The following is a 24,014-nucleotide window of genomic DNA, read 5'->3' as shown; positions in this document are numbered from 1 at the left end:
ACGCAGACTTTCAACGAGGAGAACCGACAACTCATGGGCGGATTGCTCGACGGCAAGACCGTACTGATCACCGGGATCATCACCGATTCGTCGATCGCGTTCCACGCGGCCGCGGTCGCGCAGGAACAGGGTGCGAAGGTGGTCATCACGGGCATTCCGGAGCGGCTGCGGCTGATCGACCGGATCGCCAAGCGGCTGCCGCAGGAGGTTCCCCCGGCCATCGGGCTGGATGTGACCAGCGAGGAGGATCTCGCGAGCCTGGCCGACCGGGTCCGGGAGCACGCACCCGAGGGTGTGGACGGAGTGCTGCACTCGATCGCCTTCGCCCCGCGCACCCTGATGGGCCCGGAGGCGCTGCCGTTCCTGGACGGCCCGGGCTCCGACGCCGCCAAGGCCTTCGAGATCTCGGCGTGGAGTTACGCCTCGCTGGCGCGCGCGGTGCTGCCCGCGATGAACGAGGGGGGTTCGATCGTGGGCATGGACTTCGATCCGCGCACCGCCATGCCGTACTACAACTGGATGGGTGTGGCCAAGGCTGCCCTGGAATCGGTGAACCGGTATGTCGCGCGTGAGGTGGGCACGGCCAAGCGGGTCCGCTCGAACCTGATCGCCGCGGGTCCGATCAAGACCCTCGCGGCCAAGGCCATCGCCGGTACCGCGACCGACGACGCCAAGCAGCTCAACATGCTGAACACCTACTGGGACGGGGCGTCGCCGATCGGCTGGAACGTGGACGACCCGACCGTGGTGGCCCGCTCGATCGTGACCCTGCTATCGGACTGGCTGCCCGGAACCACCGGCTCGATCATCTACGTCGACGGCGGCGCGAGCCACAACACCTGGTTCCCCGAGAACTTCTCGGGTAACTGAAGTCCGCCGCCGGCATGGGATTCGACGCGGTCCTGCTGCTGTCCTTCGGCGGCCCCGAACGCCCCGAGGACGTGATGCCGTTCCTGGAGAACGTCACTCGGGGCCGGGGCGTGCCGCGCGAACGGCTCGAAGAGGTCGCGCAGCACTATCTGCATTTCGGTGGCGTCTCGCCGATCAACGCCCTCAACCGGGACATCATCGCGGCGGTCGAGGCCGAATTCGCCTCGCGCGGTGTCGATCTGCCGGTGTACTTCGGCAATCGCAACTGGCATCCGATGGCCGAGGACACCGTCGAGCGGATGCGGGCGGACGGTGTGCGGTCCGCGCTGGTGTTCCCGACCTCGGCATGGGGTGGCTACTCGGGATGCCGGCAATACGACGAGGACATCGTCCGGGCGCGCGAGACGGTAACGGGCGCACCGGAACTGGTGAAGTTGCGCCAGTACTTCGATCATCCGCTGCTGATCGAATCCTTCGCGGACGCGATACATGCTGCGCTGCAGGACATTCCGGCCGAGCGGCGCGAGCGTGCCCGGCTGGTGTTCACCGCACATTCGATTCCCGTGTCCGCGGACGCCTCGGCGGGTCCGCCGGCCGAAGGCGGGAAACTCTACAGTCGCCAGGTCGCCGAGGCGGCCCGACTGTGCGCGGCGGCAACGGGATTCGCCGAGTACGACGTGGTGTGGCAGTCTCGTTCGGGCCCGCCGCAGGTGCCGTGGCTCGAGCCGGACATCGTCGATCACCTGGACGCACTCTCGGCCACCGGCGTCGACGCGGTCGTCATCTGCCCGGTCGGGTTCGTCTCGGACCACCTGGAGGTGATCTGGGACCTGGACAACGAGGCATGCCGGCGGGCCGGTGAACTCGACATGGCCTTCGCCCGCGCGGCGACTCCGGGCACCGATCCACGCTTCGCCCGGCTCGTCGCCGAACTCGTCGAGGAACACCTCACCGACGTGCCCGCACGTCGTCTGGGCGCGGTCCCGGGCTACGGCTGCACCGTGAACGGTGCGCCGTGCGCCGTCGGCTGCTGCGAGCCGCCGCGCCGTACGCGATAGCGCCCCGGTCGGCCGGCCCGGCCGTGCGCGTACTCGACGGTGGTCACCCGGCGGGAAGTCGAGCCGCACCGCCGCCGCGGCCGGGATTCGGTTCTCACCTCCCGGGACGCCGAGCGGGCTGCGCGCCCGCCGCGTACCGGGTGATCCCGGTCCGAGGTCGATTCGGTGACGTCGTTACTTCGCCGGCGCTACCGCGCCGAATCGCGAACCTGACGTTGCTTGTTGACGTTGTTGCTCATCCGAACCTCGCGCATGCCGGCATCGCCGGCACGAACCTTCTCGACGGTGCGGCGAACTTCGGTGAACTGTGCTGTGCCGCTGTCGAACTCTGACGTTGCGCACAGCGTATGCCGGGTCGAAGGTCTCGGACCCGAGTAGGTCACTACTCGAATCCCGTTGTGCCACCGGCTCGAATCGATGGTCGCGGTACTCGAGTCGGGGCAGGTGCCGGTGCGCCGGTGCGCCGATATTCATGGGATGTTTGAATGATGGCGTCGTTCCGGCGGTTCGGGCCGGCGGTTCGGCGCATGGCGCAGTCGGATGTGGAGAGAGATGGTGGGCGGCGGTGAACCCATGGCAGGCGCTCGAGTTGCTGGGTACCGGCTTCGCCGCGGGGCTGGTGAGCGTTCTGGTGAGTCTGGCCTCGCTCGTCTCGTTCCCGGCACTGCTGGCGATGGGCCTGCCGCCGGTCGCGGCCAATGTCACCAATACCGTGGCGCTGGTGTTCACCGGCTTGGGAGCGACCGCGGGATCGCGCTCGGAACTGGCGGGCCGAGGCCGTGTGGCGCTGCGGCTGGGGCTGCTGGCCGCGGCGGGCGGCACCGTGGGCGCGATTACGCTGCTGCTCGCCCCCGCGTCCTCCTTCCAGGTCGTGGTGCCATTCCTGATCGGCGGTGCGTCGGTATTCCTGCTCGCCCAGCCGCGACTGGCCTGGCTGCGGGAGGTCTACGACGAGGCGGATCACCGGTGGCGCGAGCGCGGATTGCGGATCCTGTTGTTCGGTGCGGCGGTCTACGCCGGATACTTCGGCGCCGCGGGCGGCATCCTCATCATGGCGATCCTCACCGCGATGTTCCCGGGATGGACGCAACAGCAGGTCAACGCGGTGAAGAACACCGTCAGCATGTGCGCGAACGGTACCGCGGCAGTGGGTTTCGCGCTCTTCGGGCCGGTGCACTGGGCTGCGGTGCTCCCGCTGGGCGTGGGTTTTCTGACCGGCGGCTGGGTGGGCCCGGCCTTCGCGCGGCGGCTGCCCGGCGCCGCGCTACGGGTGATCGCGGCGACCTGCGGTATCGCCATGGCCGTGAAATTCGCTTTGTAGCAGCGGGATTCACAGATCCGTCGCCGGGATCCGGGCGTAGACGCCCGGGAAGCCGGGCTGTGCCGCGCCGTTACCCCAGGAGGTGATTCCGGCGACCGCGCCGTCGACCAGAAGTGGTCCGCCGCTGTCGAATTCGCCGGTGTCGGCAGTGGTCGATCCGGCGCAGAAGGCCTCTTTCGGGTCGAATTCGGGACCGTAGGCGGTCGCGCAGGAGGTGTCGGAGACCAGCGGCACGGTGGCCGCGCGCAGGTGGGTGTTGGAGTAGTCGGCATCGGAGGTCGCGCCCCAGTCGACGACCGTGCCCGTGCGCCCGTGTGGTGCGGCGACCCGGACGGTCGGGAGCGGCACCGGGGTTTCCAGGGTGAGGACGGCGACGTCGTGGTGGAAGCTCGGGCCGCCGTCGAAGATCGAGATCCGGAACCGCGGATCCGACCGGATCCCCTTGACCCGCACGGTGATTCCGCCCGGAGCGGCCAGGTCGGTGCGGCCGAAGGTCACCGTCAGGGCGGCGGGCGCGGGCTGGGCGAAGATCACGCAGTGCGCCGCGGTCAGGACCTTGTCCGGGGCGATGAGTGCGCCGCCGCAGAATTGGCCGCCGGGCCGCAGTGGGAACGCGGGCGAACCGATCGCGCCGAGCCAGGGGTAGTCGGCGGCGGAGACCTGCGTGCCGCCGACGACGGCGGCGGCGGGCGTCACGCCGACGGTGGTACCGGCTGCCACGATCGCCAGGACCATGGCGGCGGTGCGAAGGGAGTGCATGAACGCGACCTCGATATCTGCCGGAAACGTAACCGCGCTCATTCAATCAGAGCGGTACGACGGCCGCTGCGCTGCGGACGGGGCCGATCTGTCGGTGGGCGGGGCTAGCGTTGCCGCATGAGCATCTGGAGCGAGTTCAGCGAGGCGTCTCCGCGCATCTCGGAGGTGTTCCGGCGCCGTCACGCCGCGACCGGGAATCTGTGCCTGCTGGCGACGACCCGTTCGGACGGGTATCCGCGAATCAGCCCACTCGAGCCGCGGATCTTCGAGGGGGAGCTGTGGCTGGTGGGTATGCCCGGCACCACGAAATTCCGGGATCTGCGGCGCGACCCCCGGTTCTGTCTGCATACGGCCACCGTCGACCCGCAGGTCGGCGACGGCGACGCGAAACTCTTCGGCACGGTGCGCGAGGTACCCGATCCGGACCTGCAGCGCCGCTGGGCCGAATCGTTGTACGAGGACACGGGATTCGATCTGCGCGGGGAGAAGCTCGAGCCGTTCTTCGCCGCCGATATCACCGGCGCATCGGCCGTGCTGGTCGGTGACGGGCATATGGAGGTGGTGATCTGGAAGCCCGGCCGGGCCGAGCGGGTCGTGACCAAACACTGAGACCCGCTGCTGGGCTCACCCGGTCGCGTGTATCGCGGCCAGCCGGGCAGCGCGGATGGCGTTCCAGAGCGGGCGCAGCAGGGTCTCCTGCGCGGCCATCGCGCTGGCCGAACTGGGCGCCGAGGCCGGTTCGTGCTGCGCCACGGTCAGGATGGCCGCCACATGGTCGGCGGTGTCCAGGATGCGCCGCGCGCGCAGCGGGATGGATTCGGGATATTCGTGCCGGGCGTACTCGGCCAGTTCGTCCTCGATGAGTTCGCGCGGATCGGGACCGCCGGAGTTCACCGCGGTGGTCTGCAGGTGCGCCAGCGCGTCCGCCGCGTCGCGGACGGCCTGGCGGATCGCGTACTCGGCCTCACCCAGCGGCAGGTCCTGCTCCACGACCCGCGGAACCGGCGTGCGGTAGACGGTCCATTGCAGGGTCTGCTCGTCCACCCACTCCGGCACCAGGCCCATCCCGTCGCCGCCGGGTACGCCGACCAGAATGCCCTCCTGCGCCTCGAGTGCCGCCGCGGCGAATTCACTACCGGTCGGCAGCCCGCGCACATCCCCGGGGACCGGCAGCACCAGCCGCAGCCGGGCCCGCGGATCATCGGACTCCTCGCGAATCAGCTTGAGCAGCAGCATGATTCCGGCCCCGCCGCCGTCCAGCGATTCGCCGCCGGGCCACGGCAGGCCGGTGTGTCCGCCGGTGACGGGATCTCCGGCGGCGACCAGTTGGCGGGGCGCCCAGGCGTGCAGCGAGTCCAGCACGTCGTCGGGCGCGCCGCGACCGGCCAGCCACGCACCGGCCCACGCGGTCAGCGTGGCACTGGGAGAACACATGTTTCGAGCATAACTGTGCCGTTGCTTGCGGGCCGCCCATGTCTGCGGGTCCGTTCGCCTGCCGTGCCCGGCATCCGCGCTGACAGGCAAGGCCATGTGCCGCGATGGCCGGGGCGCGACAGCGCCCGTGACCACGGCGGCCGTGCCTGGCGAACCTGCTGTGCCGCATGCGATCTCGCGGCTCGGGCGCGGGTGATCGACCCGGATGCGGTACCGCCTTCGGCCGAGCACGGCGGGGTGCACGAGCAGACGATGCCGCGCCTTCGGGTCAGCGCATGCCGCCGTGTCGGCCGCTTCGGTGCGGTGACCGATCGCACGATCGAACCGCTGCGGCCGCTGCGTGGCGTCTCCGGGGGTGCATCCGCCCGGTCGGCGGCCGGCGGGCCGCTCGCCCCCGGAAGGCTCCTTTACCTGGTCGGAGCGCGATACCGGTGCGGCGGCGGAATAGACTGCGGATATGTCGGCTGACATACCGGGCGGTCCCACGAGGCTGCTGCTGGCGGAGGACCATCCGATGGTGGTGATGGCGCTGGACTCGGCGTTCGACCTGGTCGAGGATATCGACCTGGTCGAGACCGCCGGTTCCATCGCGGCCACCGTCGCCGCCGCCGCCCGGATCCGCCCCGATGTCATCCTGCTCGATCGGCGACTGCCCGACGGTAACGGCATCGACGCCATCGGACGATTGCAGGAGGTGTCTCCGGCTGCCAGAGTGCTGGTCTTCACCGGGGATGCGGACCGGACTGTGCGTGACCGCGTGATCGCGGCCGGTGGCGCGGGTCTGGTGCTCAAGACCGGCCTGTTCGACGACCTGCTCGAGATCGTGCGGCGGGTCGCCGCGGGCGAGAACTGTTTCGACGTGGATCTGTAGATCGCGTCGGCCCCAGGAGAAGCGGGGACAGCGATGACCACCGACACCGCCGCGGCGGACCGTGTCAACAGCAACGACGAGCGCCTCCAGCCGCTGCTGGACGGCCTCAAGGCGGTACGCGACGGGGACTTCCGGCGGTACCTGCCCGAGGTCGGCGATCCGGTCCTGGACGAGATCTCACACGTGTTCAACGGCATGGTGGATCAGCTGGCCCTGTTCACCACGGAGGTCACCCGGGTCGCGCGCGAGGTCGGCACGGAAGGCAAACTCGGCGGCCAGGCGTCTGTTCCCGGCGTGTCGGGCAGCTGGAAGGATCTGACCGATTCGGTCAACGCCATGGCCGACAACCTCACCTCCCAGGTGCGCGATATCGCGGGTGTTGCCACCGCCGTGGCCAAGGGCGACCTGTCCCAGAAGATCACCGTGGACGTCAAGGGCGAGCTGCTGGAGTTGAAGAACACCATCAACACGATGGTCGATCAGCTCTCCTCGTTCGCCGACGAGGTGACGCGCATGGCGCGCGAGGTCGGCAGCGAGGGCCGCCTCGGCGGGCAGGCGAAGGTGCCCGAGGTCTCCGGCACCTGGCGTGATCTGACCGAATCGGTGAACATCATGGCCGGAAACCTCACCGCGCAGGTGCGCTCGATCGCCGAGGTCACCACCGCCGTCGCGAAAGGCGATCTGTCCCAGAAGATCACGGTCGACGCACGCGGTGAGATCCTGGAGCTGAAGAACACCATCAATACGATGGTCGATACGTTGTCCTCGTTCGCCGACGAGGTGACGCGCGTGGCGCGCGAGGTCGGCACCGAGGGCCGTCTCGGCGGGCAGGCTCAGGTCCTGGGCGTGTCGGGGACCTGGAAGGGCCTGACCGAGTCGGTGAATTTCATGGCGGGGAACCTCACCGCGCAGGTGCGCTCGATCGCGGAGGTCGCCACCGCGGTCGCGAAAGGTGATCTGTCGCAGAAGATCCGGGTGGATGCGCGCGGTGAGATCCTGGAGTTGAAGGACACCATCAATACGATGGTCGATACGTTGTCCTCGTTCGCCGACGAGGTCACCCGCGTGGCGCGCGAGGTCGGCACCGAGGGCCGTCTGGGCGGTCAGGCGGATGTGAAGGGTGTGTCGGGGACCTGGAAGGGCCTGACCGAGTCGGTGAACGTCATGGCGGACAACCTCACCGCGCAGGTGCGCTCGATCGCCCAGGTGACCACCGCGGTCGCCCGCGGTGACCTGTCGCAGAAGATCCGGGTGGATGCGCGCGGTGAGATCCTGGAATTGAAGGACACCATCAATACGATGGTCGATACGTTGTCCTCGTTCGCCGACGAGGTCACCCGAGTCGCCCGCGAGGTCGGCACCCAGGGCCGTCTGGGCGGTCAGGCGGATGTGAAGGGTGTGTCGGGGACCTGGAAGGGCCTGACCGAGTCGGTGAACGTCATGGCCGACAACCTCACCGACCAGGTGCGGTCCATCGCCCAGGTCGCCACCGCGGTCGCCAAGGGCGATCTGTCGCAGAAGATCACCGTCGAGGCGAAGGGCGAGGTCGCCGCCCTGGCACAGACCATCAACACCATGGTCGACACGTTGTCCGCCTTCGCCGATGAGGTCACCCGTGTTGCCCGCGAGGTCGGCACCGAGGGCATCCTCGGCGGGCAGGCACGGGTGCCGAACGTGGCGGGCACCTGGAAGAGCCTGACCGACAACGTCAATTCGATGGCGGGCAATCTGACCAGCCAGGTCCGTTCGATCGCCCAGGTCACCACGGCGGTGGCCCGCGGTGAACTCTCGCAGAAGATCGACGTGGATGCGCGCGGGGAGATCCTCGAACTCAAGACGACGATCAACACCATGGTCGACACTCTCTCCGCCTTCGCCGCCGAGGTCACGCGTGTGGCGCGCGAAGTGGGCAAGGAGGGGCAGCTGGGTGGTCAGGCCGAGGTCGAGGGCGTATCCGGAACCTGGAAACGGCTGACCGAGAACGTGAACGAGCTCGCCGGGAATCTGACCCGCCAGGTGCGTGCGATCGCCGAGGTGACCGGTGCGGTGGCCACCGGTGACCTGACCCGGTCGATCTCGGTCGAGGCGATGGGGGAGGTCGCCGAGCTCAAGAACAACATCAACGCGATGGTGCAGTCCCTGCGCGAGACCACCCGCGCCAACGAGGAGCAGGCCTGGCTGAACACCAATCTGGCCCGGATCTCCGGTCGGCTGCAAGGCCATCGCGACCTGTCGGCGGTCGCGCAGCTGATCATGAACCAGGTGACTCCGCTGGTCGGCGCCCAGTACGGCACCTTCTTCTCGATGGAGTCCCAACCCGACCGCTCGATTCTGCGCCTGGTCGCTGGATACGGGCGCATCGAGGACGGCACGGTCTTCGACCTCGGGCAGTCGCTGGTCGGTCAGGTGGCCCTGTCCAAACAGACGATCCTGATCGATCGGACGCCACCGGACTATCTGCGGATATCGTCCGGCTTGGGCGCGGGGCGCCCGGCCAGCCTGATCGTGCTGCCGATCGTGTTCGAGGATCAGGTGCTGGGAGTCATCGAGCTGGCCTCGTTCGCCCGGTTCACCGCGGTGCAGCGTGACTTCCTGGAACAGCTCATGGAGAGCATCGGGGTCAACCTGAATACGATCATGGCCAACGCCCGCACCGATGCCCTGCTCGGGGAATCCCAGCGGCTGGCCGGGCAGTTGCAGCAGTCCAACGCCGATCTCGAGGAGAAGGCCGAGCTGCTGGTCCGGCAGAACCGCGATATCGAGATGAAGAACTTCCAGATCGAGCAGGCGCGGCAGGAGATCGAGGAACGCGCCCAGCAGATCGCCCTGGCGTCGAAATACAAGTCCGAATTCCTGGCGAATATGTCGCACGAGCTGCGCACCCCCTTGACCAGCCTGTTGATCCTGGCCGGTGTGCTCGCGCAGAACGCTTCGCGGAACCTGACCGACAAGCAGGTCGAATTCGCCAAGGTGATCCAGTCTGCGGGCAAGGATCTGCAACAGCTGATCGACGACATCCTGGACCTGTCGAAGGTCGAGGCCGGGAAGATGGACATCCGCACCGAACCGGTCGCGCTCCCGCAGCTGCTGGATTATGTGCAGACCACGTTCCGGCCGCTCACGACCCAGAAGGGCCTGCGGTTCGAGGTCGAGGTCGCGCCCGACGTTCCGCCGCAGCTGGAAACAGATGAGCAGCGCCTGCGGCAGGTGCTGCGCAATCTGCTGTCCAACGCGGTCAAATTCACCGAGACGGGCACGGTCCGGCTCCGGGTGTGCCGCAGCGGCGAGCAGATCGCATTCTCGGTGGCCGACACCGGGATCGGCATCGCCGAGCAGAATCTGGAGTCGATCTTCGCGGCGTTCCAGCAGGCCGACGGAACCACCAGCCGCCGCTACGGCGGCACCGGGCTCGGCCTGTCGATCAGCAGGCAGGTGGCGAACCTCCTGGGCGGGCAGCTCAGCGCGGAGAGCCGGATCGGCGTCGGCAGTACGTTCACGCTGACGTTGCCGTTGACCCCGCAGCCGGAGATCGTCTCCGAGTCCAGGTCCAGGGCCGAATCGTCTACTCGCACAGTGCTCGTCGTGGAAGATCCGGCCGAGCGGCCGCTGACCCGCCTGGTGTCCGGCGTCGTCGCCGAACTCGCCGACAGCGACGGGCCGGTGCGCCTGGAATCGGTCGGCACCAGTGAGCAGGCGCTCGCCGCGGCCGCGAGCTGCCAGTGCGTCGTGGTGGATCTGAACCTGTTCGGCGCCGCCACCGCGGATTTCCTGGGTGCGCTGGGTTCGGAGATGACGGCGAAAGGCGCAGCGGTACTTGCTTATCCGGCCGGTGAACCGAACCCGGAGCGTTACCGGGAGGTGGAGGCGAACGCGCGGGCGCACCAGGTGGAGCTGGTCGGCACGGCCGACGAATTCCGGGAGCGGTTCATCTTGCTGCTCACCCACCCGCATTCGAGCGAACTCGAACAGCCCGGCAGTCCTGGCCGGTATTCGGGGTTACGCGGTCGCAAGGTGCTGCTCGTGGACGACGACGCCCGCAATGTCCTCGCCATCACCGGGATGCTCGAGTTGAGCGGTATGCGCGTGGACCAGGCGCCCAACGGCCGCAAGGGAATCGAGGCGTTACAGGCGAATCCGGACGTCGATGTGATCCTGATGGATGTGATGATGCCGGAGATGGACGGCTACGCCACCACCGCCGCGATTCGCGGGATGCCGCGCTTCGACCGGCTGCCGATCATCATGGTCACCGCCAAGGCCATGCCCGGCGACCGCGACAAGAGCCTGGCCTCCGGCGCGAGCGACTACATCACCAAACCGGTGCACGCGCAGGATCTGCTGGCCTGCATCGGCCGCTGGTTGAATGTGCCTGCCGATGAGTGACGTTGTGGCTCAGTCGATTTCGGTCACGAAGTCGATGAGCCGTTCCACCGCGCCCAGTAGCGGCGCCTCGAGGTCGCGGAAGGAGTCCACCGCGTCGTAGACCCGCCGCCAGCCCTCCTGCGGCGTGCCCCAGCCCAGTCGGCGGCATACGCCGGTCTTCCAGTCCTCCCCGCGCGGCACCCGCGGCCACTGGGCGATGCCCACCGCCTGTGGTCGCACCGCCTGCCAGATGTCGATGTACGGATGTCCGGTGACCAGTACGTGCGGGCCGAGGCCCGTGGTGAGCGTGGTCTCCTTGGACCCGGTCACCAGGTGATCCACCAGCACGCCGACCCGGTGCCGCGGCCCGGGTTCGAACTCGGTCAGGCGCGCGGCCAGATTGTCCAGGCCCTCGAGATGTTCCACCACCACGCCCTCCACCCGCAGGTCGTGGCCCCAGACACGTTCCACCAGCGCCGCGTCGTGCACACCTTCGACCCAGATGCGGCTGCCGCGCGCGACGCGGGCGCGCAATCCCTCCACCCGGGTGGATCCGGATGCCGAGCGAGTGGGCCGCGTCGGTGCGGCGGCCCTGGGACGCACCAGGGTGACCGGCTGCCCATCGATGAGGAACGCCGCCTCGCGCAACGCGAACAGGCGCACCAGCCCGTGCCGGTCCTCGAGTTTGACGAACTCGCCGTCGTAGGTGCGCTCGAAACCCACGACAGCGCCGCAGAATCCGGTGGCGGCGTCCTCGGCGACCAGATCGCGTTCGGCGCTGACCTCGGGCACCGCGCGCTTGCGGGTGCGGGCGTGGCCGGAGTAGATGTCGCCGTACTCGTTCACCCGCTCGAAAATACAGTCTCGGCAACGTTTTGCGCGTCCTTGCCCGGTTACGGGCGTTCCGGACGGTTACTGTTGAGGGCGTGGCCGCTATCGTGTGGCTGGTCGCGGGCATCGCGCTCGCCGCCGCCGAAATGCTCACCGGTGACTTCACGCTGCTCATGTTGGGCGGCGCCGCACTGGTGACCGCCGGTGTGGCCGGAATCGCGGATACCTCGGTGGTCACCGACGCCATCGTCTTCGGGGTCAGCGCGCTGGCGCTGCTGTTCCTGGTGCGCCCGATCATGTTGCGGCGCTTCTCCGTTCCGCCGCCGACGCCGACGAATGTGCACGCCTTGCCGGGCAAGACGGCCAAGGTGCTCGAGACCGTCAACGACGAGACGGGCCGGGTCAAGATCGAGGGTGAGGTGTGGAGCGCCCGGCCCCTGGATCCGTCCGAAGAATACGCCGAAGGGGAAACCGTGTACGTGATGAAGATCGACGGTGCGCACGCCGTCGTGTGGAAGGGGCCGTAAATGGTTGCACTGATCGTCGCCGTAGTCCTGGTCCTGCTGGTCGCGGTGGTCGTGTTCAAATCGATCGCGCTGGTGCCACAGGCCGAGGCCGCGGTGATCGAGCGGTTGGGCCGGTATTCGCGCACGGTGTCGGGGCAGCTGACCTTCCTGGTCCCGTTCGCCGACCGGGTCCGCGCCAAGGTGGATCTGCGCGAGCGCGTGGTGTCCTTCCCGCCGCAGCCGGTGATCACCCAGGACAACCTGACCGTGCAGATCGACTCGGTGGTGTACTTCCAGGTCACCAGCCCGCAGGCCGCGGTGTACGAGATCAGCAACTACATCGCCGCGGTCGAGCAGTTGACCATCACCACCCTGCGCAACGTGGTCGGCGGCATGACCCTGGAGGAGACGCTGACCTCCCGCGACCAGATCAACTCCCAGCTGCGTGGGGTCCTGGACGAGGCCACCGGACGTTGGGGACTGCGGGTATCGCGCGTCGAGCTCAAGGCCATCGATCCGCCGCCGTCGATTCAGGAGTCGATGGAGAAGCAGATGAAGGCCGACCGCGAGAAGCGCGCGATGATCCTCACCGCGGAGGGTAACCGGGAGGCGCAGATCCGCACGGCCGAGGGCGCCAAGCAGGCGCAGATCCTCTCGGCCGAGGGTTCCAAGCAGTCGGCGATCCTGTCTGCGGAAGGTGAACGCCAGAGCCGGATCCTGCGCGCGCAGGGTGAACGCGCCGCGGCCTACCTGCAGGCCCAAGGTCAGGCCAAGGCCATCGAAAAGGTCTTCGCCGCAATCAAATCCGGTAAGCCGACACCGGAACTGCTTGCCTACCAGTACATGCAGACGCTGCCCGAGGTGGCCAAGGGCGACGCCAACAAGGTGTGGATGGTGCCCAGCGACTTCGGCAAGGCGCTGGAGGGTTTCGCCCGCAACTTCGGCACCCAGGGCGAGGACGGCGTATTCCGTTACGAGCCGAGTACCGACGGTGCGGAATCCGCTGGGAGCGAGGACGATTCGGACGAGGTCGCCGAATGGTTCGACGTCAAGACCGATCCTGCCGCCGAGCGCGCGGTGCGAGCGGCCGAGGCGGCCGCGGCCGCGCCGGTGGAGGCGCCGACGATCGGCCAGCGCAGTGCGCCCGCGCCGGGCGCGATCGGCGAACAGCCGCATCCGGCGCAGTTCCAGCCGCCGTCGCAGTACCAGTCGCGGCCGCCGGCCCAGTATCAGCAGCCCCAGCGGCCGGGCCAGGGCGATCCGCAGGGGTGGCGCCCGCCGGAACCGCCCGCGCGGTAACGCATCGTCCCGGTCCGTCGATATCCGAATGACGGACCGGGACAAGGCGGTTCGCGTACTGCGAGGAAAGCGGTATCCGGGGGATGATCGCACGACGAGCGATTCTGCGGGGCGGACTCGTCCTGCCGCTGGCGGCGGCGTGCGCGCCGGAGGTCCTGGGTGGCGACTCCGGTTCGGTGCGAATCGCGGTGTCCTGGAGCGGAAATGAACTCACGGCCTTTCGGGCCGTACTGAACGGGCTGGCCGCGGCGGGCAAGTTCACCGGGCGGGTGGACCTGGTACCGCTCGGTGATGACATCAATACCGCATTGAGTGCGACCGGGCGCGATGCGCCGGATATCGTCATGCTGCCGGATCCGGGCGCGATTCAGAGCGCGTCCCGCACCGGATTGCGGCCGCTGTCCGACCTCGACGCGGCGGCGGTCTGGAAGCCGGACGGGCATACGGCCTATTCCGAGTCCTGGTACAACCTGTTGTGGCACGCCGATTGCGGTCACCAGCCCCGGCTCTACGGCGTCCCGTTCAAGGCGGCGAACATGTCGCTGGTGTGGTTCGACCGCTCGGCCTTTCCGGGATATGACCCGCGGGCCTGTTCCGCCACCGACACCGACGGGCCCGAGCGCTGGTCGCTGACCGACTGGACCGCGTATATCGAACAGTGGGCGCACAGTGGCCGGCACCTGTTCGCGCTCGGCGCGGCGGACGGCTGGGTGCTGGCCTACCATTTCGCGAATGTGCTGCGCGCGGTCGCGCCGCGCGCATACGAGGCGTTGTCCGCACCGGACGAGGGCGCGGGAAACTGTTGGCCGCCACGAAAATCCGGGTTGCCGTCGCCGAGCTGGAACCATCACCACGTGCGGGCCGCGCTCACGATGCTCGGCAAGATCTGGTGTGTGCCAGGGGCATTCGCGGGCGGTGTGGCCGAGCCGCTGCGGCGGCAGTTTCCCGACGCGGTCCGTGACGTTTTCCAGCATCGGCGCGCGGCCATGGTGGTGGCACCCGATTACGCCGAACCGATCGTGCGGGACTGTCTGCGGCGCACGGGCCGTCGCGAGTGCAGCGTGGGAGTCATCGGGTTCCCGGGGTATCAGGCGTGGGGCGACCACCCGCCGAACATCGGCGGCGGCGATGTCATGGTCATCACCGCGGCCGCCTCCCCCCTGGCCGACAGATTGGTCGTGGCGCTCGCGGGGGCGGCCGCTTCCCAGCCGTGGATCACGAAGTACGGCGGTTTCGTGCCGCCGAATGTGAATGCCGCGAAACCCGCCTCGTACACCGGACTGTTCAACGGTGTCGCGGATCGGATGGGCGGGTGGGACGTGTTCGACTTCGCGGATCTGGTCGGGCCGCGCGGACGTCGAGACGGGTTGTGGCGCATATTGACCCGTTTTCTGATCGACGTCGGCGATCGGGGCGAACAGGCCGTCGCTCCGGCGACCGATCGCGCCATCGGAGATCTCGAACGGACGTGGGAATGACCGTCGACCGGATCAAGGCCAATGGCCTGACGATGGAGCTCGCGCCCCGCCGCCTGTCGGGGCGGCTGATCGGCGGGTGGTATCTGCGCGGCATCGTCGCTGTCGTGGTGCAGGTGCCGGCTCTGGCGCTCGGGATGCTCGTGCTGTTGCCCACGGCGTGGTCGGTGGCGGTGGTGGTGTTCTCGCCTCGATACCGCTTCGTCGCGGTGTGCTGCGCCGCGGTGGTCTGCGCGGTGTGGACCTGGCGGAGGTCGGCGAGTCCGTCCACGCGGAGATGGGCTCCGCGGTGGCCGGAGCTGTGCGTGTGGCTGGTTTGGCTGGTCGCTGCCGGGTGGGCGGGTATCCATTTCGGGTCGAAGGGGTTCTGGGGTTGGTCCGAGGTCGCCGGGGCGGGCGCGGTGCTGATCGCGGTCTGGTGGTGGGGCGGGCGACGGTGGCCGGGCCGTTGGTACTGGGCCGCGTTAGTGCCGGTCGCGGTGGCCGGGGCGGGCGTGATCGCGGCGATCGTGGCCACCGAGGGGAGTGCGGCGTACTGGATGACGCTGCTGTGGGTGGTGGCCACCTTCGGACTGCTGGTGCTCACGGTGTGGATGGCGTGGTTGCTGCGCCGCACCTGGTGGCCGTGGTGGCCGCTGATCGTGCCGTTCGGGGTGTCGGCGTTCGTCGCGGGTCTGGCCTGGCGGTTGATCTTCGAGCCGATCGTCGATCCGGTGACGAACGTGGGCTTCCAGGCGTTCCTGTACGCGTTGATGCTGGGCGCGGCCTTCGCGTGGATCTGGTTCGGCGCGCTGTTCGTGCTGTTGCGGGCCGCGGCCGCGAGCATCGAAGCCGATCCGGTTCGCCGCGCGTATCTGGAGCGCAGGACCGGGGTGCGACGGTACTGGCGGCTCGTGGTGATGTTGAACCCGGTCATCATGATCGTCGGGCTGGTCGTCACCGTGGCCGCGGCGCGTGTCTTCGACATCATTCTGGTGGGCGTGCCCGGACCGCAGCAGTACACGCTGGACAGCGTGACCGTGCACTGGTGGCATCTGCCCTCCGACACGGCGGCCGATCATGTTGCCGCGGCGGCATTCTCGCTGCCGCTCGCGCTCGTGGTCGGGGTGGTCGCATGGTTTCTGCAGGTCGGCATCCGGCGGCATCACGCGCGGTGGCCCGGACCCGGGGTGGTCGCGGTGCCGGTTCGGCTGCGCGTTCCCGTCCCCGATCACACCGGGGCCGCACCGCGATTGGCCGCGCACGAGGCGTGGCTACTGCGCCGCGCCCGGGCCGTGGCGGGCCCGATCGAGGCCGGCTGTACCGCGCTGCGGGGCGCGATCGGCGGGGGTGCTCGGCAACTCCTCGTCCGGCAGCCGCCTGACGACCGCTCATCCGGGGTGGAAGACACTGCCGCTCAAAGGGTTTCGGCCGCGCCCGGGCAGCGTCGTTCGAGTACTGTGAAACAGCCTGCGGCGCGGGCAGTTCCGCCACTCGGCGCGGGCTCGGCCGAACGGCTACTGGTGGCACTGGTGCGAGCCGGCCGTCTGTGTGTGCGAATCGGGGTGGCGCTGTTGGCGGCACTGGGTCCGTTGGCGGTGTTGTTCGTGATGACCTGGGCGGGATTCGACGGGCCCGCGTTGATCGGGCCGAAGTCGATCTGGAGCGACGCCGAACTCTGGCGCGGCCTGATGGATACCGGAGTGGTCGCGGTGGTGGCCACCTTCCTGACCGTGAGCGCGGCCCTGCCGCCGGCCTACTACGCGGCGACATTGCCCCCGGACAAGGTGCCCTCCCGGGTGCTGATGACTGTCCTGGTGGTCTTCGCGGTCCTGCCCGCGCAGATCTATCTCGGGCCCATCCGGGCGATCATCAACCGGTTCGACCTGGCCGGGACCTCGATTCCGCTGATCCTGATGCATGCGGCGATCGGGTTGCCGATCGCGATCATGATCCTGCGCGGCGCGCTCCTGGCTCCGGCGGACGGCCCGCTGTCGGACACCCGCCGGGAACCGGCGAGCACATCGATCATGGTGCGCAGCGTATTGCACAGTGCCGGACCGGCTCTCGTCGCGGTGGCGGTTCTGCAACTGGTGCAGGTGTGGAACGATTTCTTCATCGGATTGCAGGTGCGCGGCGCGGACGCGAGCCCTTGGTCGTTGCTGTTGTGGAGTGACGCTCGCCAATTCCACGAGAGCACAGCACATCTGGCGGCCGGAGCACTGCTGTCCGCGGTGCCGCCGGTCGTACTGCTCCTGGCGACCTGGCGGCGATTCCTGGTGCCGGGACTGACCGGAGGAGCGTTGCGATGACCTCGGCAACCGACGCCGCCGACCTCGGCCCGGACGAATTCGCGGTCGAATCTCCGGTACAGATCGTCGAGAAATCCTCGCTGTGGCAAGGATTTCTGCGCACCGCGTCGGTACTGAGTACATCGTTACTCCTGGAGTTGATCAGCAAACTCTTGGAGAATCGAGTCGGGCAAAGTCCGACGCTGGCGTCGGCGTCGTCGTGGCTCAGCCGGATCGCCATTCTCGTGGTGCTGGTCGCGGCGGCGTACCTGATCCTGCGGCGACTGGCCACGATGCGGGAGCGGCTCCGCGTACGAAGGGAAATGCGGCTCACCGCCGATCTGATCGCGCCCGGTCCGCACGTGCCACCGTGGCCGTCCGCCTCGGATGGCGCGGCGAAAAGCACTGTCCTTGAGCGGTTTCCGAGTCAGATCGCAAGCCGGGCGCTGTGGCGGCAATCGGCGGTGCTGCAGGTGCTGGACGCGCTGCCGTTCGAGCGGTACGAGGCCGTCGCGCTGTACGACATGGTTTCGGCGATCCTGACCGCCGATCGCCGCCTGCCGGTCGACGAGGAACCGCATCCCGCCTCGGCGACGGTGGAGATCGACCGGTTGAGCGAGGCCGGAGTACTGGTGCGGATCGCGCACGACCGGGTCGCGGTGCGGCGAACGCTGGTGCGGTGGACGCGGGCCGGCGCATGGCTCGGACGAGGGCGCGACGACGGCGCCCGGATCGAGGAACGGCCCGAATGGGATGCCGCGCTACCGGCACTGATCCATCACCACGCGGACCGGGCGACGCGGTGGTCGGCGGCACTGGACACGCGCAGGCTGGGTGCGGGAGCCCAGCGGTGGTTCGCGCAGGAGTCCGATCAGCTCGTCGATCTGATCGTCCGCTGTGCGCGGATGAAGACGGATCCGCACAAGCGCGCCGCGGTCGACGCGGCCGTTCCGGAACTGCTCCGGATCGCCGACGCCCTGGACCACTGGTATGCGCGCAACGGCTGGAGCGCGGCCAAAGACGGTGTGGCGCAAAGTATCTCGAATCTGATCAACGGCGACGAGCAGCCGGTGGAATACGAGTTGACGCAGATCCGGCTGGCCGGACCGGACAGTGCCACCGACACCGGCGGGGCACCCGGTGCCGATCGGAAGCCCGATGCGGCCGGCGAACCGAAGCTGCGGATCGATTCGTCGGTGACGTGGCTGCATCGCTACAAGGCTCCGCTGATGGCGCGCCGGGACGAGCGCGAGGCGTGGATGTTCCTGGCCCGGCGCTGGAACCCCGAGACCCGGAAACGGGCGGGGGAACGGCTCGAGCGGGCTTGGCGGCGACTGCCCGCCCGCGACGCGGCCGGTTCGGTGTGCCTGCTGGTCGACCTGGCCATCATCCGTTTGCACGAGGGCAGGCTCGAGGCCGCGCGCAACTGCCTGGCGGTCGCGCAGACGCTGGCCGGCGGCGATCGCGATCCGGCCGGGTTGGCGCACGTCTACGAAACCCTGGGCGTGCTGCGCTGGATTCGCGGCGAACCCCGGCGCGCCCTGCACGACTGGCAGCGAGCGTTGAGCCGTTTCCGGGAGCTGAATCACGACCTCGGAACCGCGCGCTGCCTGCAGCACCTGGGCACGGCGATGGTGGAGTTCCCCGAATACGGCGGGCTGCTGGTAGCCGGGGACCCGAGTCGGCACAAGGTGCTGCGGCAGGCCGGTGGCTGGCTGGCCGAGGCCGTGCGTATGCGCGCGGCCATCGCCGCCGACCCCGATATCGGCCCCGGAACTGCGCAATTGCCCGCCGAACCGGCGCTGGAGAAGGTGCATGCCCGGTTAATGGACGCATCGAGCCGGGATCCGGAGCTGGGGTCGCGCGATGACCTGCTGCTCGACGCCGTCGAGTGCTGGCCGCTGCCGGCACCCGAGGACGCCGGACCGCCCTTGCGCGAGCCCTGATCGCAAGAAATTTCTGAGATCTGGATCACATTTTTGTTGTGATCTCGAACACGTAACGATTCATGAACGACATTTGCGTAATTCGTTACCTTTCCGATGTCAGCCCGCGGAAATCGGTTCGAATCTCATGTTTATGTTGACGGTACCAACTCGTTATCTGTACGTGATCTGCCGCGAATTCTTCGTTACCGTCGCTGGCGGCTCGGAAAACGAGCTGGGACTCGAATCGCCGAACACCGGAAACCTCGTCCCGTGATTCGAGTTCGTACCCGACATCTCCGGGGACGAGGCCTGACGCGGTAGGAGCGTCGTGGCGGTTGGGCGCGGGCTGGGAAAAACCATATGCTTCGCAACCGCAAGATCAGCACTCTCGGAATCACCGCCGTTGCCGGCGCCCTCATCGCCGTCCCGTTCGGCCTGACCGCGACCGCTTCCGCACAGGGCGGCCACAACTGGGACGCCGTCGCGCAGTGCGAGGCCAGCGGTAACTGGAGTGCCAACACCGGTAACGGATTCTACGGCGGCCTGCAGTTCACCCAGAGCACCTGGAACGCCAACGGCGGCAGTGGCAACCCGGCCAACGCCAGCCGCGCCGAGCAGATCCGCGTCGCGGAGAACGTGCTCGCCAGCCAGGGCCCCGGCGCCTGGCCGGTGTGCGGCGCCAACCTGTAAGTCGCGCGCTCGGGCTCGATCGTTTCACCACGGCCCCGCCGTCCGGTAGCTCCGGAGAGCGGGGCCGTGGTCGTTTCCGGGGGTAGCGCGGTGGCTCGCCGAGGTGCTCGCGCGCTACGAATCGGTCGCGGGGGCAGTTGTGCGGCGCGTCCAGGCGGCATCGAGGGCGGCAGCCCGCAACGCGTCGAGACCGAAGGCGTCGACCGGGCCCAAGGCGCCGGTGCCGAGCAAGCCGCCGCTCAGCGCCGTATCGGCTGCCCAGGCCAGCATCGCCGCGGTGAAATCGTAGGGATCGCCGCCCTCCAGAATGACGCTCGCCAGGGTTTTCCCGGCGTCGTCGCGAGCCTCGGCGACTGCCCAGCCCCGGGTGCGGCCACGAGAACCGGCCCCGGGCCCACCGGTGGAGCCTTCGACGAGCCGGGCCAGCACGCCGTCGAGCACTTGTTTCAACGCAGCCGACTTCGCCGCGACCGCGGCGAGCTGTGATCCGGCCCGCAGCCCGTGAGCAGCGAGCAGCGGCAGACCCAGGAAGACATCGACCCGGCGCAGGTGCGGGTGCGAACGAGTCAGTGCGAAATGTTCCGAACCGGGGATCGACACACCCGTGCGTTCGGATCCGGCGACGTCGAAGGACCGCAGATGCGCACCGGACACCTCGGTGACGATGCGGCCGTCACGTAACGCGAAACCGGGTTCGAACAGCATCCCGGCCATGGAGGCGCGGGTGCCTCCGCTGGTGCCGGGGTGGTCCATGAAATAACCGATATCGGCGCGAGTGGCGGTGGGTGCGGCACGCAAGGCCAGCGCGGCGGCCAGGTTGCCCGGCACGTAGTCGAACCCGAACGCGGTCAGCAGCGCGGACCCGGCCGCGCGGGCCTGGGTGGCGCTCGAACACGCTGCGGATGAATGGCCCCTCGCCGGTGGAGTCGATGTAGTGGGCTCCGGCGGAGATCGCCGCGTCCAATGCGGGACGGCCGTGGCGAAGCGTCGCGTGCGGTCAGGACTTCGGCGGTCAGGCGCCCGGTGTACCCGGTGGCTCCGAACAACACGATTTTCGGCATTGTGGTGATGCCCGGCCCTTCTACTCGTTATCGGATGTTCGCTGTGCGGCTGCGTGAACCGGCAGGGGAGGGCAGCCGGTTTCCCCGGTCGCGCCGGCCTCTCATCGGGGCAGCCGCTCATCCGATGCCAGATGGCTGATGGCGAGGTCGCGGTGCACGATGCCGGGCTCGCTCGCATGGATCGGATGTATCGCCCTCGGCAACTCCACCGAGGTCAGGTGATCTGCCGGATGGATTCGGCCGGTGGGATGGAATTCTATTGTGGCCGTTGCGGTTCCGGCCGGTGTGGTGGTGGCGAGACGGTAGCGCAGCGGGACGCCGCCGACGCCGTGGGTGCGGATCGAGCGGAAGCCGGCCCGCTCGCCGAGGATGTGTACGGCGCCGAAATCCTCGGCGTGGACGACCGGGCCTGCGGACTCGCGTCGGCATAGAACTACGCTCTCTTATCGTCTCGCGGTCGGATCGGCGCGGCATCGGCGCGAGGCGGTCTCGCCTCGCGCGACGCCGGTCGTTCAGTAGTCGGTCGGATCGATATCGCGTAAGGCGCGCGCGATCATGCGAATCGGCTCGGCGCAGTTCCCGTACCGCCGGGCGGGGTCCTTCGCCAGACATTTGCGCAGAATCGATCCGACTGCCGTGGGAATCCATCGGCGGCGGCGGGAGATATCCGGCGGCGCGGCATGCATGTGCGCATCCGCCAGCCGGAAAGGGTTCGTCAGCGGGAATGGCGGCTGCCCGGTGAGCAATTCGGCGGCCGAACAGGCCAGTGCGTACTGATCGGTCGCGGGTAGCAGGGTTCCGCCGCACAGCAATTCCGGTGCGGCATAGGGGAGTGAGCCGACCACGTAGCCCTCCGGCGTCAGTCGCGGACCGGAACCATCGATCCGGCGGGCGGTGCCGAAATCGGATAATTTCACCCGCGCGACCGTGTCCGGATCCGGTGCGAACGCACCGCTCTCGGCCAATGCCCTGGCCTCGGCCGCGGTCTCCGGCTCGATTCGGCTCAGTAGCATGTTCGCCGGTTTGACGTCCAGATGCAGCACCCCCTGGACGTGCGAGTAGTCCAGCGCGTGGGCGATGGCGGTGAGGATCGCTACCGCCAGCGCCGGGTCCGGATCAGTGCGCGGCGCGGGCCCGCGGGCAGCGGTGCCGTCGATGTATTCGTGTGAGGACCACAGGCGCCCGTCGAATTCACCGTGCGCGAACATCTGCACGATATTCGGATGGTGCAGTTTCACCGCGATCTCGAATTCGTGCACGAATCGCGCTCGGGCGGCACTCGAACGGCTCGCGGCGGTATTCATGATCTTCAGCGCGACCGGCCCCTGCCCGTCGTCGGCCAGATACACCTCACTGCTGCCGCCGAGGCCCAGCGGCATCCGAATGACGAACCCCGCGAACCGGTCTCCTGCGCTGAACAACACGGACACAGCCTAGAACCGCCGGTGTCCGATTTCTCGGTGACGATCGCTCAGGGTTTGCGCCCCATGCCGGCCCAGGCCCAGGCGGGACCCACGTGCGGTTCGGTGTCGTGCGGCAGGTCCTCGCCGAGTTCGGGATGCCAGTCCTCCAGCGTGGTGACCCCCGGCGGCACGAGATCCGTTCCGGCGAAGAGTCTTTCGACCTCGGTACGGTTTCGCGTCACGAGCGTGAGTCCGCCGCGTTCACCGGCCCGCGCGGCCTGGCCGGCGCCGGCGAAGTTGAAATCGCCGGTGAAATGACTGATGGCCAGGGAACTGCCCGGCGGGACACTGTCGAGCAGGCGGGCGACGATATCGTGCGGACCGTCCGAGTCGCGGAAGTACATCAGCACCGAGATCAACATGATCGCGACCGGGCGTTCCGGATCGAGTGTGCCGGTCGATCTCGGATCGCGCAGAATCGATTCCGGATCACGCAGATCGGCGTGGATGAACGCGGTCCGGCCCTCGGGCGAGCCCTTCATCAGCGCGCGGCCGTGTGCCAGAACGAGCGGATCCTTGTCCACGTAGACGATTCGCGCGGCCGGATCCACCTCCTGCGCCACCTGATGGGTGTTGCGTGCGGTGGGCAGGCCGGTGCCGATGTCGAGGAATTGGGTGATGCCCAGTTCGGTGATCGCATAGCGAACGCTGCGGCCCAGGAACACCCGGTTGGCCCGCGCCATACTGCGGACGCCGGGGATGTGCGCGGCGATCGCGTTACCGAGTTCGCGGTCGGCGGGGTAGTTGTCCACGCCGCCGAGCCAGTAATCGTAGACGCGCGCCTCGTGCGCGACGGTGGTGTCGATCGTGGTCGGTAGGCGGCCATCGGTGTCGCCGTCGGGCATGCTGTCCCTCTCGGTCTCGTGTTCGCGACGCAAGAGTATGCCCGGTCGGCGGCCGCACGGGCGGGGTTCGGTGAAATGCGGGCTCCGGTTCGAGGCTCGGCCGGTACGGCGGAGTCAGGCCTCGGCGGGTTGTGCGACCGAGGTCTCGCCGAGCTCGGCAGGCTCGACCGGATCGGCGAATTGGCTTGCGCCCCAGCGGGCGTCGACGAGAAGCCCGATGACGCCGATGGTGACGCAGACCCCGGACAGCACCAGCAGCGCCGGATCCGTGCGGCCGGTCAGCGCATCACCCAGCACCACCACGCCGACCGTGCCGGGCAGGATGCCGACCACCGTGGCAAGCAGGTACGGCGGCATGCGCACCGAGGACAGTCCGGCGCAGTAGTTGATCACCGAGAACGGCACCGGTGCGATCAACCGCAGCGATCCGACGGCCAGCCAGCCGCGCCGGGCCAACCGGCGATCGACCGCGCGCACGGCCGGATGGTCGAGTCGCGTGGCGACCTGCTCGCGGTCCAGTGCACGGACCAGCAGCAGAGCGAGCACGGCGCTGATGGTCGTCGCCCCGGCCGCGATGCCCACACCCAGCACCGGCCCGAACAACAGCCCCGCGCTGAGCGTGAACACCGTGCGCGGAAACGGCGCGACCGTCACGATCGAGTGCACGAGGAAGAACACGATCGGGAACAGCGGCCCGACCGAACGCGCCCAGTCCCGGATCTGCTGCGGTGCGGGATGCGGCGCCAGCAGGGCCACCGCGACCAGCGCGCCGCAGAGCACCAACAGCGCGATGACGCGCGGATTGCGGAGTCTGCTCAGCACCGAGCCAGAGTACCGGCAGGGCCGCCGAGCGCTCCGGACGGCCGGTTGAACGGCGGGCGAACGTCTCCGGTCGGGCGCGTCCGGATGCGGCGAAGACCCGGGTGTACTGCTGCGAACGAGGCACACAGGGGTGTGCGAAGGTGATGCGA

19 protein-coding genes are annotated in these 24,014 nt (G+C 68.6%); 12 read left to right on the top strand and 7 right to left on the bottom strand.

What is annotated here, in order from left to right; all coding sequences use genetic code 11:
* The first annotated feature begins 33 nt into the window (after positions 1 to 33).
* The 3 genes from inhA to AC5WS7_RS07615 all read left to right on the top strand — a co-directional run bounded on the left by inhA (position 34) and on the right by AC5WS7_RS07615 (position 3,249).
* Positions 34 to 870 carry an NADH-dependent enoyl-ACP reductase InhA gene (gene inhA, locus AC5WS7_RS07625; RefSeq protein WP_495953597.1) on the top strand — a complete coding sequence of 279 codons (837 nt, stop codon included), beginning with the start codon at positions 34 to 36 and terminating at the stop codon, positions 868 to 870.
* A 14-nt stretch (positions 871 to 884) separates the two neighbouring features.
* Positions 885 to 1,928, top strand: a complete 1,044-nt coding sequence (locus tag AC5WS7_RS07620) for a ferrochelatase (protein ID WP_495953596.1) — start codon at positions 885 to 887, stop codon at positions 1,926 to 1,928.
* A 565-nt stretch (positions 1,929 to 2,493) separates the two neighbouring features.
* Positions 2,494 to 3,249: a sulfite exporter TauE/SafE family protein gene (locus AC5WS7_RS07615; RefSeq protein ID WP_495953595.1), complete on the top strand. Its 756-nt coding sequence runs from the start codon at positions 2,494 to 2,496 to the stop codon at positions 3,247 to 3,249.
* A gap of 9 nt (positions 3,250 to 3,258) precedes the next feature.
* Here AC5WS7_RS07615 and AC5WS7_RS07610 read toward each other — a convergent pair whose 3' ends face one another.
* Complete coding sequence (locus AC5WS7_RS07610; RefSeq protein ID WP_495953594.1) at positions 3,259 to 4,050, bottom strand: S1 family peptidase; 792 nt, start codon at positions 4,048 to 4,050, stop codon at positions 3,259 to 3,261.
* 75 nt (positions 4,051 to 4,125) lie between these two features.
* On the opposite strand from AC5WS7_RS07610, the gene AC5WS7_RS07605 reads away from it, so the two are divergent.
* Positions 4,126 to 4,617, top strand: a complete 492-nt coding sequence (locus AC5WS7_RS07605) for a pyridoxamine 5'-phosphate oxidase family protein (RefSeq protein WP_495953593.1) — start codon at positions 4,126 to 4,128, stop codon at positions 4,615 to 4,617.
* A gap of 15 nt (positions 4,618 to 4,632) precedes the next feature.
* Here AC5WS7_RS07605 and AC5WS7_RS07600 read toward each other — a convergent pair whose 3' ends face one another.
* The gene (locus tag AC5WS7_RS07600) at positions 4,633 to 5,442 is read right to left on the bottom strand and encodes an Rv1486c family protein (RefSeq protein ID WP_495953592.1); all 810 of its coding nucleotides are present in this window, start codon (positions 5,440 to 5,442) and stop codon (positions 4,633 to 4,635) included.
* Between the two features lie 457 nt (positions 5,443 to 5,899).
* On the opposite strand from AC5WS7_RS07600, the gene AC5WS7_RS07595 reads away from it, so the two are divergent.
* Both AC5WS7_RS07595 and AC5WS7_RS07590 read left to right on the top strand, forming a co-directional pair.
* Entirely contained in the window at positions 5,900 to 6,313 is a 414-nt protein-coding gene (locus AC5WS7_RS07595; protein ID WP_495953591.1) for a response regulator, read from the top strand.
* Positions 6,314 to 6,346: 33 nt separating this feature from the next.
* The gene (locus AC5WS7_RS07590) at positions 6,347 to 10,696 is read left to right on the top strand and encodes a HAMP domain-containing protein (RefSeq protein ID WP_495953590.1); all 4,350 of its coding nucleotides are present in this window, start codon (positions 6,347 to 6,349) and stop codon (positions 10,694 to 10,696) included.
* Positions 10,697 to 10,705: 9 nt separating this feature from the next.
* Here the strand turns inward: AC5WS7_RS07590 and AC5WS7_RS07585 are convergent, their stop codons facing one another.
* The gene (locus AC5WS7_RS07585) at positions 10,706 to 11,521 is read right to left on the bottom strand and encodes a DUF3097 domain-containing protein (RefSeq protein ID WP_495953589.1); all 816 of its coding nucleotides are present in this window, start codon (positions 11,519 to 11,521) and stop codon (positions 10,706 to 10,708) included.
* An 80-nt stretch (positions 11,522 to 11,601) separates the two neighbouring features.
* On the opposite strand from AC5WS7_RS07585, the gene AC5WS7_RS07580 reads away from it, so the two are divergent.
* The 6 genes from AC5WS7_RS07580 to AC5WS7_RS07555 all read left to right on the top strand — a co-directional run bounded on the left by AC5WS7_RS07580 (position 11,602) and on the right by AC5WS7_RS07555 (position 19,674).
* Complete coding sequence (locus AC5WS7_RS07580; RefSeq protein ID WP_495953588.1) at positions 11,602 to 12,033, top strand: NfeD family protein; 432 nt, start codon at positions 11,602 to 11,604, stop codon at positions 12,031 to 12,033.
* Positions 12,034 to 13,311: an SPFH domain-containing protein gene (locus AC5WS7_RS07575; protein ID WP_495953587.1), complete on the top strand. Its 1,278-nt coding sequence runs from the start codon at positions 12,034 to 12,036 to the stop codon at positions 13,309 to 13,311.
* A gap of 83 nt (positions 13,312 to 13,394) precedes the next feature.
* Positions 13,395 to 14,789 carry an ABC transporter substrate-binding protein gene (locus AC5WS7_RS07570; protein WP_495953586.1) on the top strand — a complete coding sequence of 465 codons (1,395 nt, stop codon included), beginning with the start codon at positions 13,395 to 13,397 and terminating at the stop codon, positions 14,787 to 14,789.
* Entirely contained in the window at positions 14,786 to 17,077 is a 2,292-nt protein-coding gene (locus AC5WS7_RS07565) for a hypothetical protein (RefSeq protein ID WP_495953585.1), read from the top strand. The genes AC5WS7_RS07570 and AC5WS7_RS07565 overlap by 4 nt, the downstream gene beginning before the upstream one ends.
* Positions 17,074 to 19,002 carry a tetratricopeptide repeat protein gene (locus AC5WS7_RS07560; protein WP_495953584.1) on the top strand — a complete coding sequence of 643 codons (1,929 nt, stop codon included), beginning with the start codon at positions 17,074 to 17,076 and terminating at the stop codon, positions 19,000 to 19,002. Before AC5WS7_RS07565 ends, AC5WS7_RS07560 begins: the two co-directional genes overlap by 4 nt.
* A gap of 342 nt (positions 19,003 to 19,344) precedes the next feature.
* On the top strand, positions 19,345 to 19,674 hold the full coding sequence (locus AC5WS7_RS07555; RefSeq protein ID WP_495953583.1) for a transglycosylase family protein: 330 nt from the start codon (positions 19,345 to 19,347) through the stop codon (positions 19,672 to 19,674).
* A gap of 114 nt (positions 19,675 to 19,788) precedes the next feature.
* Here AC5WS7_RS07555 and AC5WS7_RS07550 read toward each other — a convergent pair whose 3' ends face one another.
* The 4 genes from AC5WS7_RS07550 to AC5WS7_RS07535 all read right to left on the bottom strand — a co-directional run bounded on the left by AC5WS7_RS07550 (position 19,789) and on the right by AC5WS7_RS07535 (position 23,865).
* Entirely contained in the window at positions 19,789 to 20,502 is a 714-nt protein-coding gene (locus AC5WS7_RS07550; RefSeq protein WP_495953582.1) for a saccharopine dehydrogenase family protein, read from the bottom strand.
* Between the two features lie 745 nt (positions 20,503 to 21,247).
* A complete protein-coding gene (locus tag AC5WS7_RS07545) occupies positions 21,248 to 22,159 on the bottom strand; it encodes a serine/threonine-protein kinase (protein WP_495953581.1) in 912 nt (303 codons plus the stop codon).
* A gap of 47 nt (positions 22,160 to 22,206) precedes the next feature.
* Positions 22,207 to 23,043: an SAM-dependent methyltransferase gene (locus tag AC5WS7_RS07540; RefSeq protein ID WP_495953580.1), complete on the bottom strand. Its 837-nt coding sequence runs from the start codon at positions 23,041 to 23,043 to the stop codon at positions 22,207 to 22,209.
* A gap of 114 nt (positions 23,044 to 23,157) precedes the next feature.
* Positions 23,158 to 23,865 (bottom strand): TVP38/TMEM64 family protein, encoded by a 708-nt coding sequence (locus AC5WS7_RS07535; RefSeq protein ID WP_495953579.1) that lies wholly within the window; start codon positions 23,863 to 23,865, stop codon positions 23,158 to 23,160.
* Positions 23,866 to 24,014: the final 149 nt, after the last annotated feature.

The sequence above is a fragment of the Nocardia sp. PLKS1-43 genome (assembly GCF_059510335.1).
Note: the sequence above shows the minus strand (reverse complement) of the source record. Positions and strands in the feature narration are given on the sequence as shown.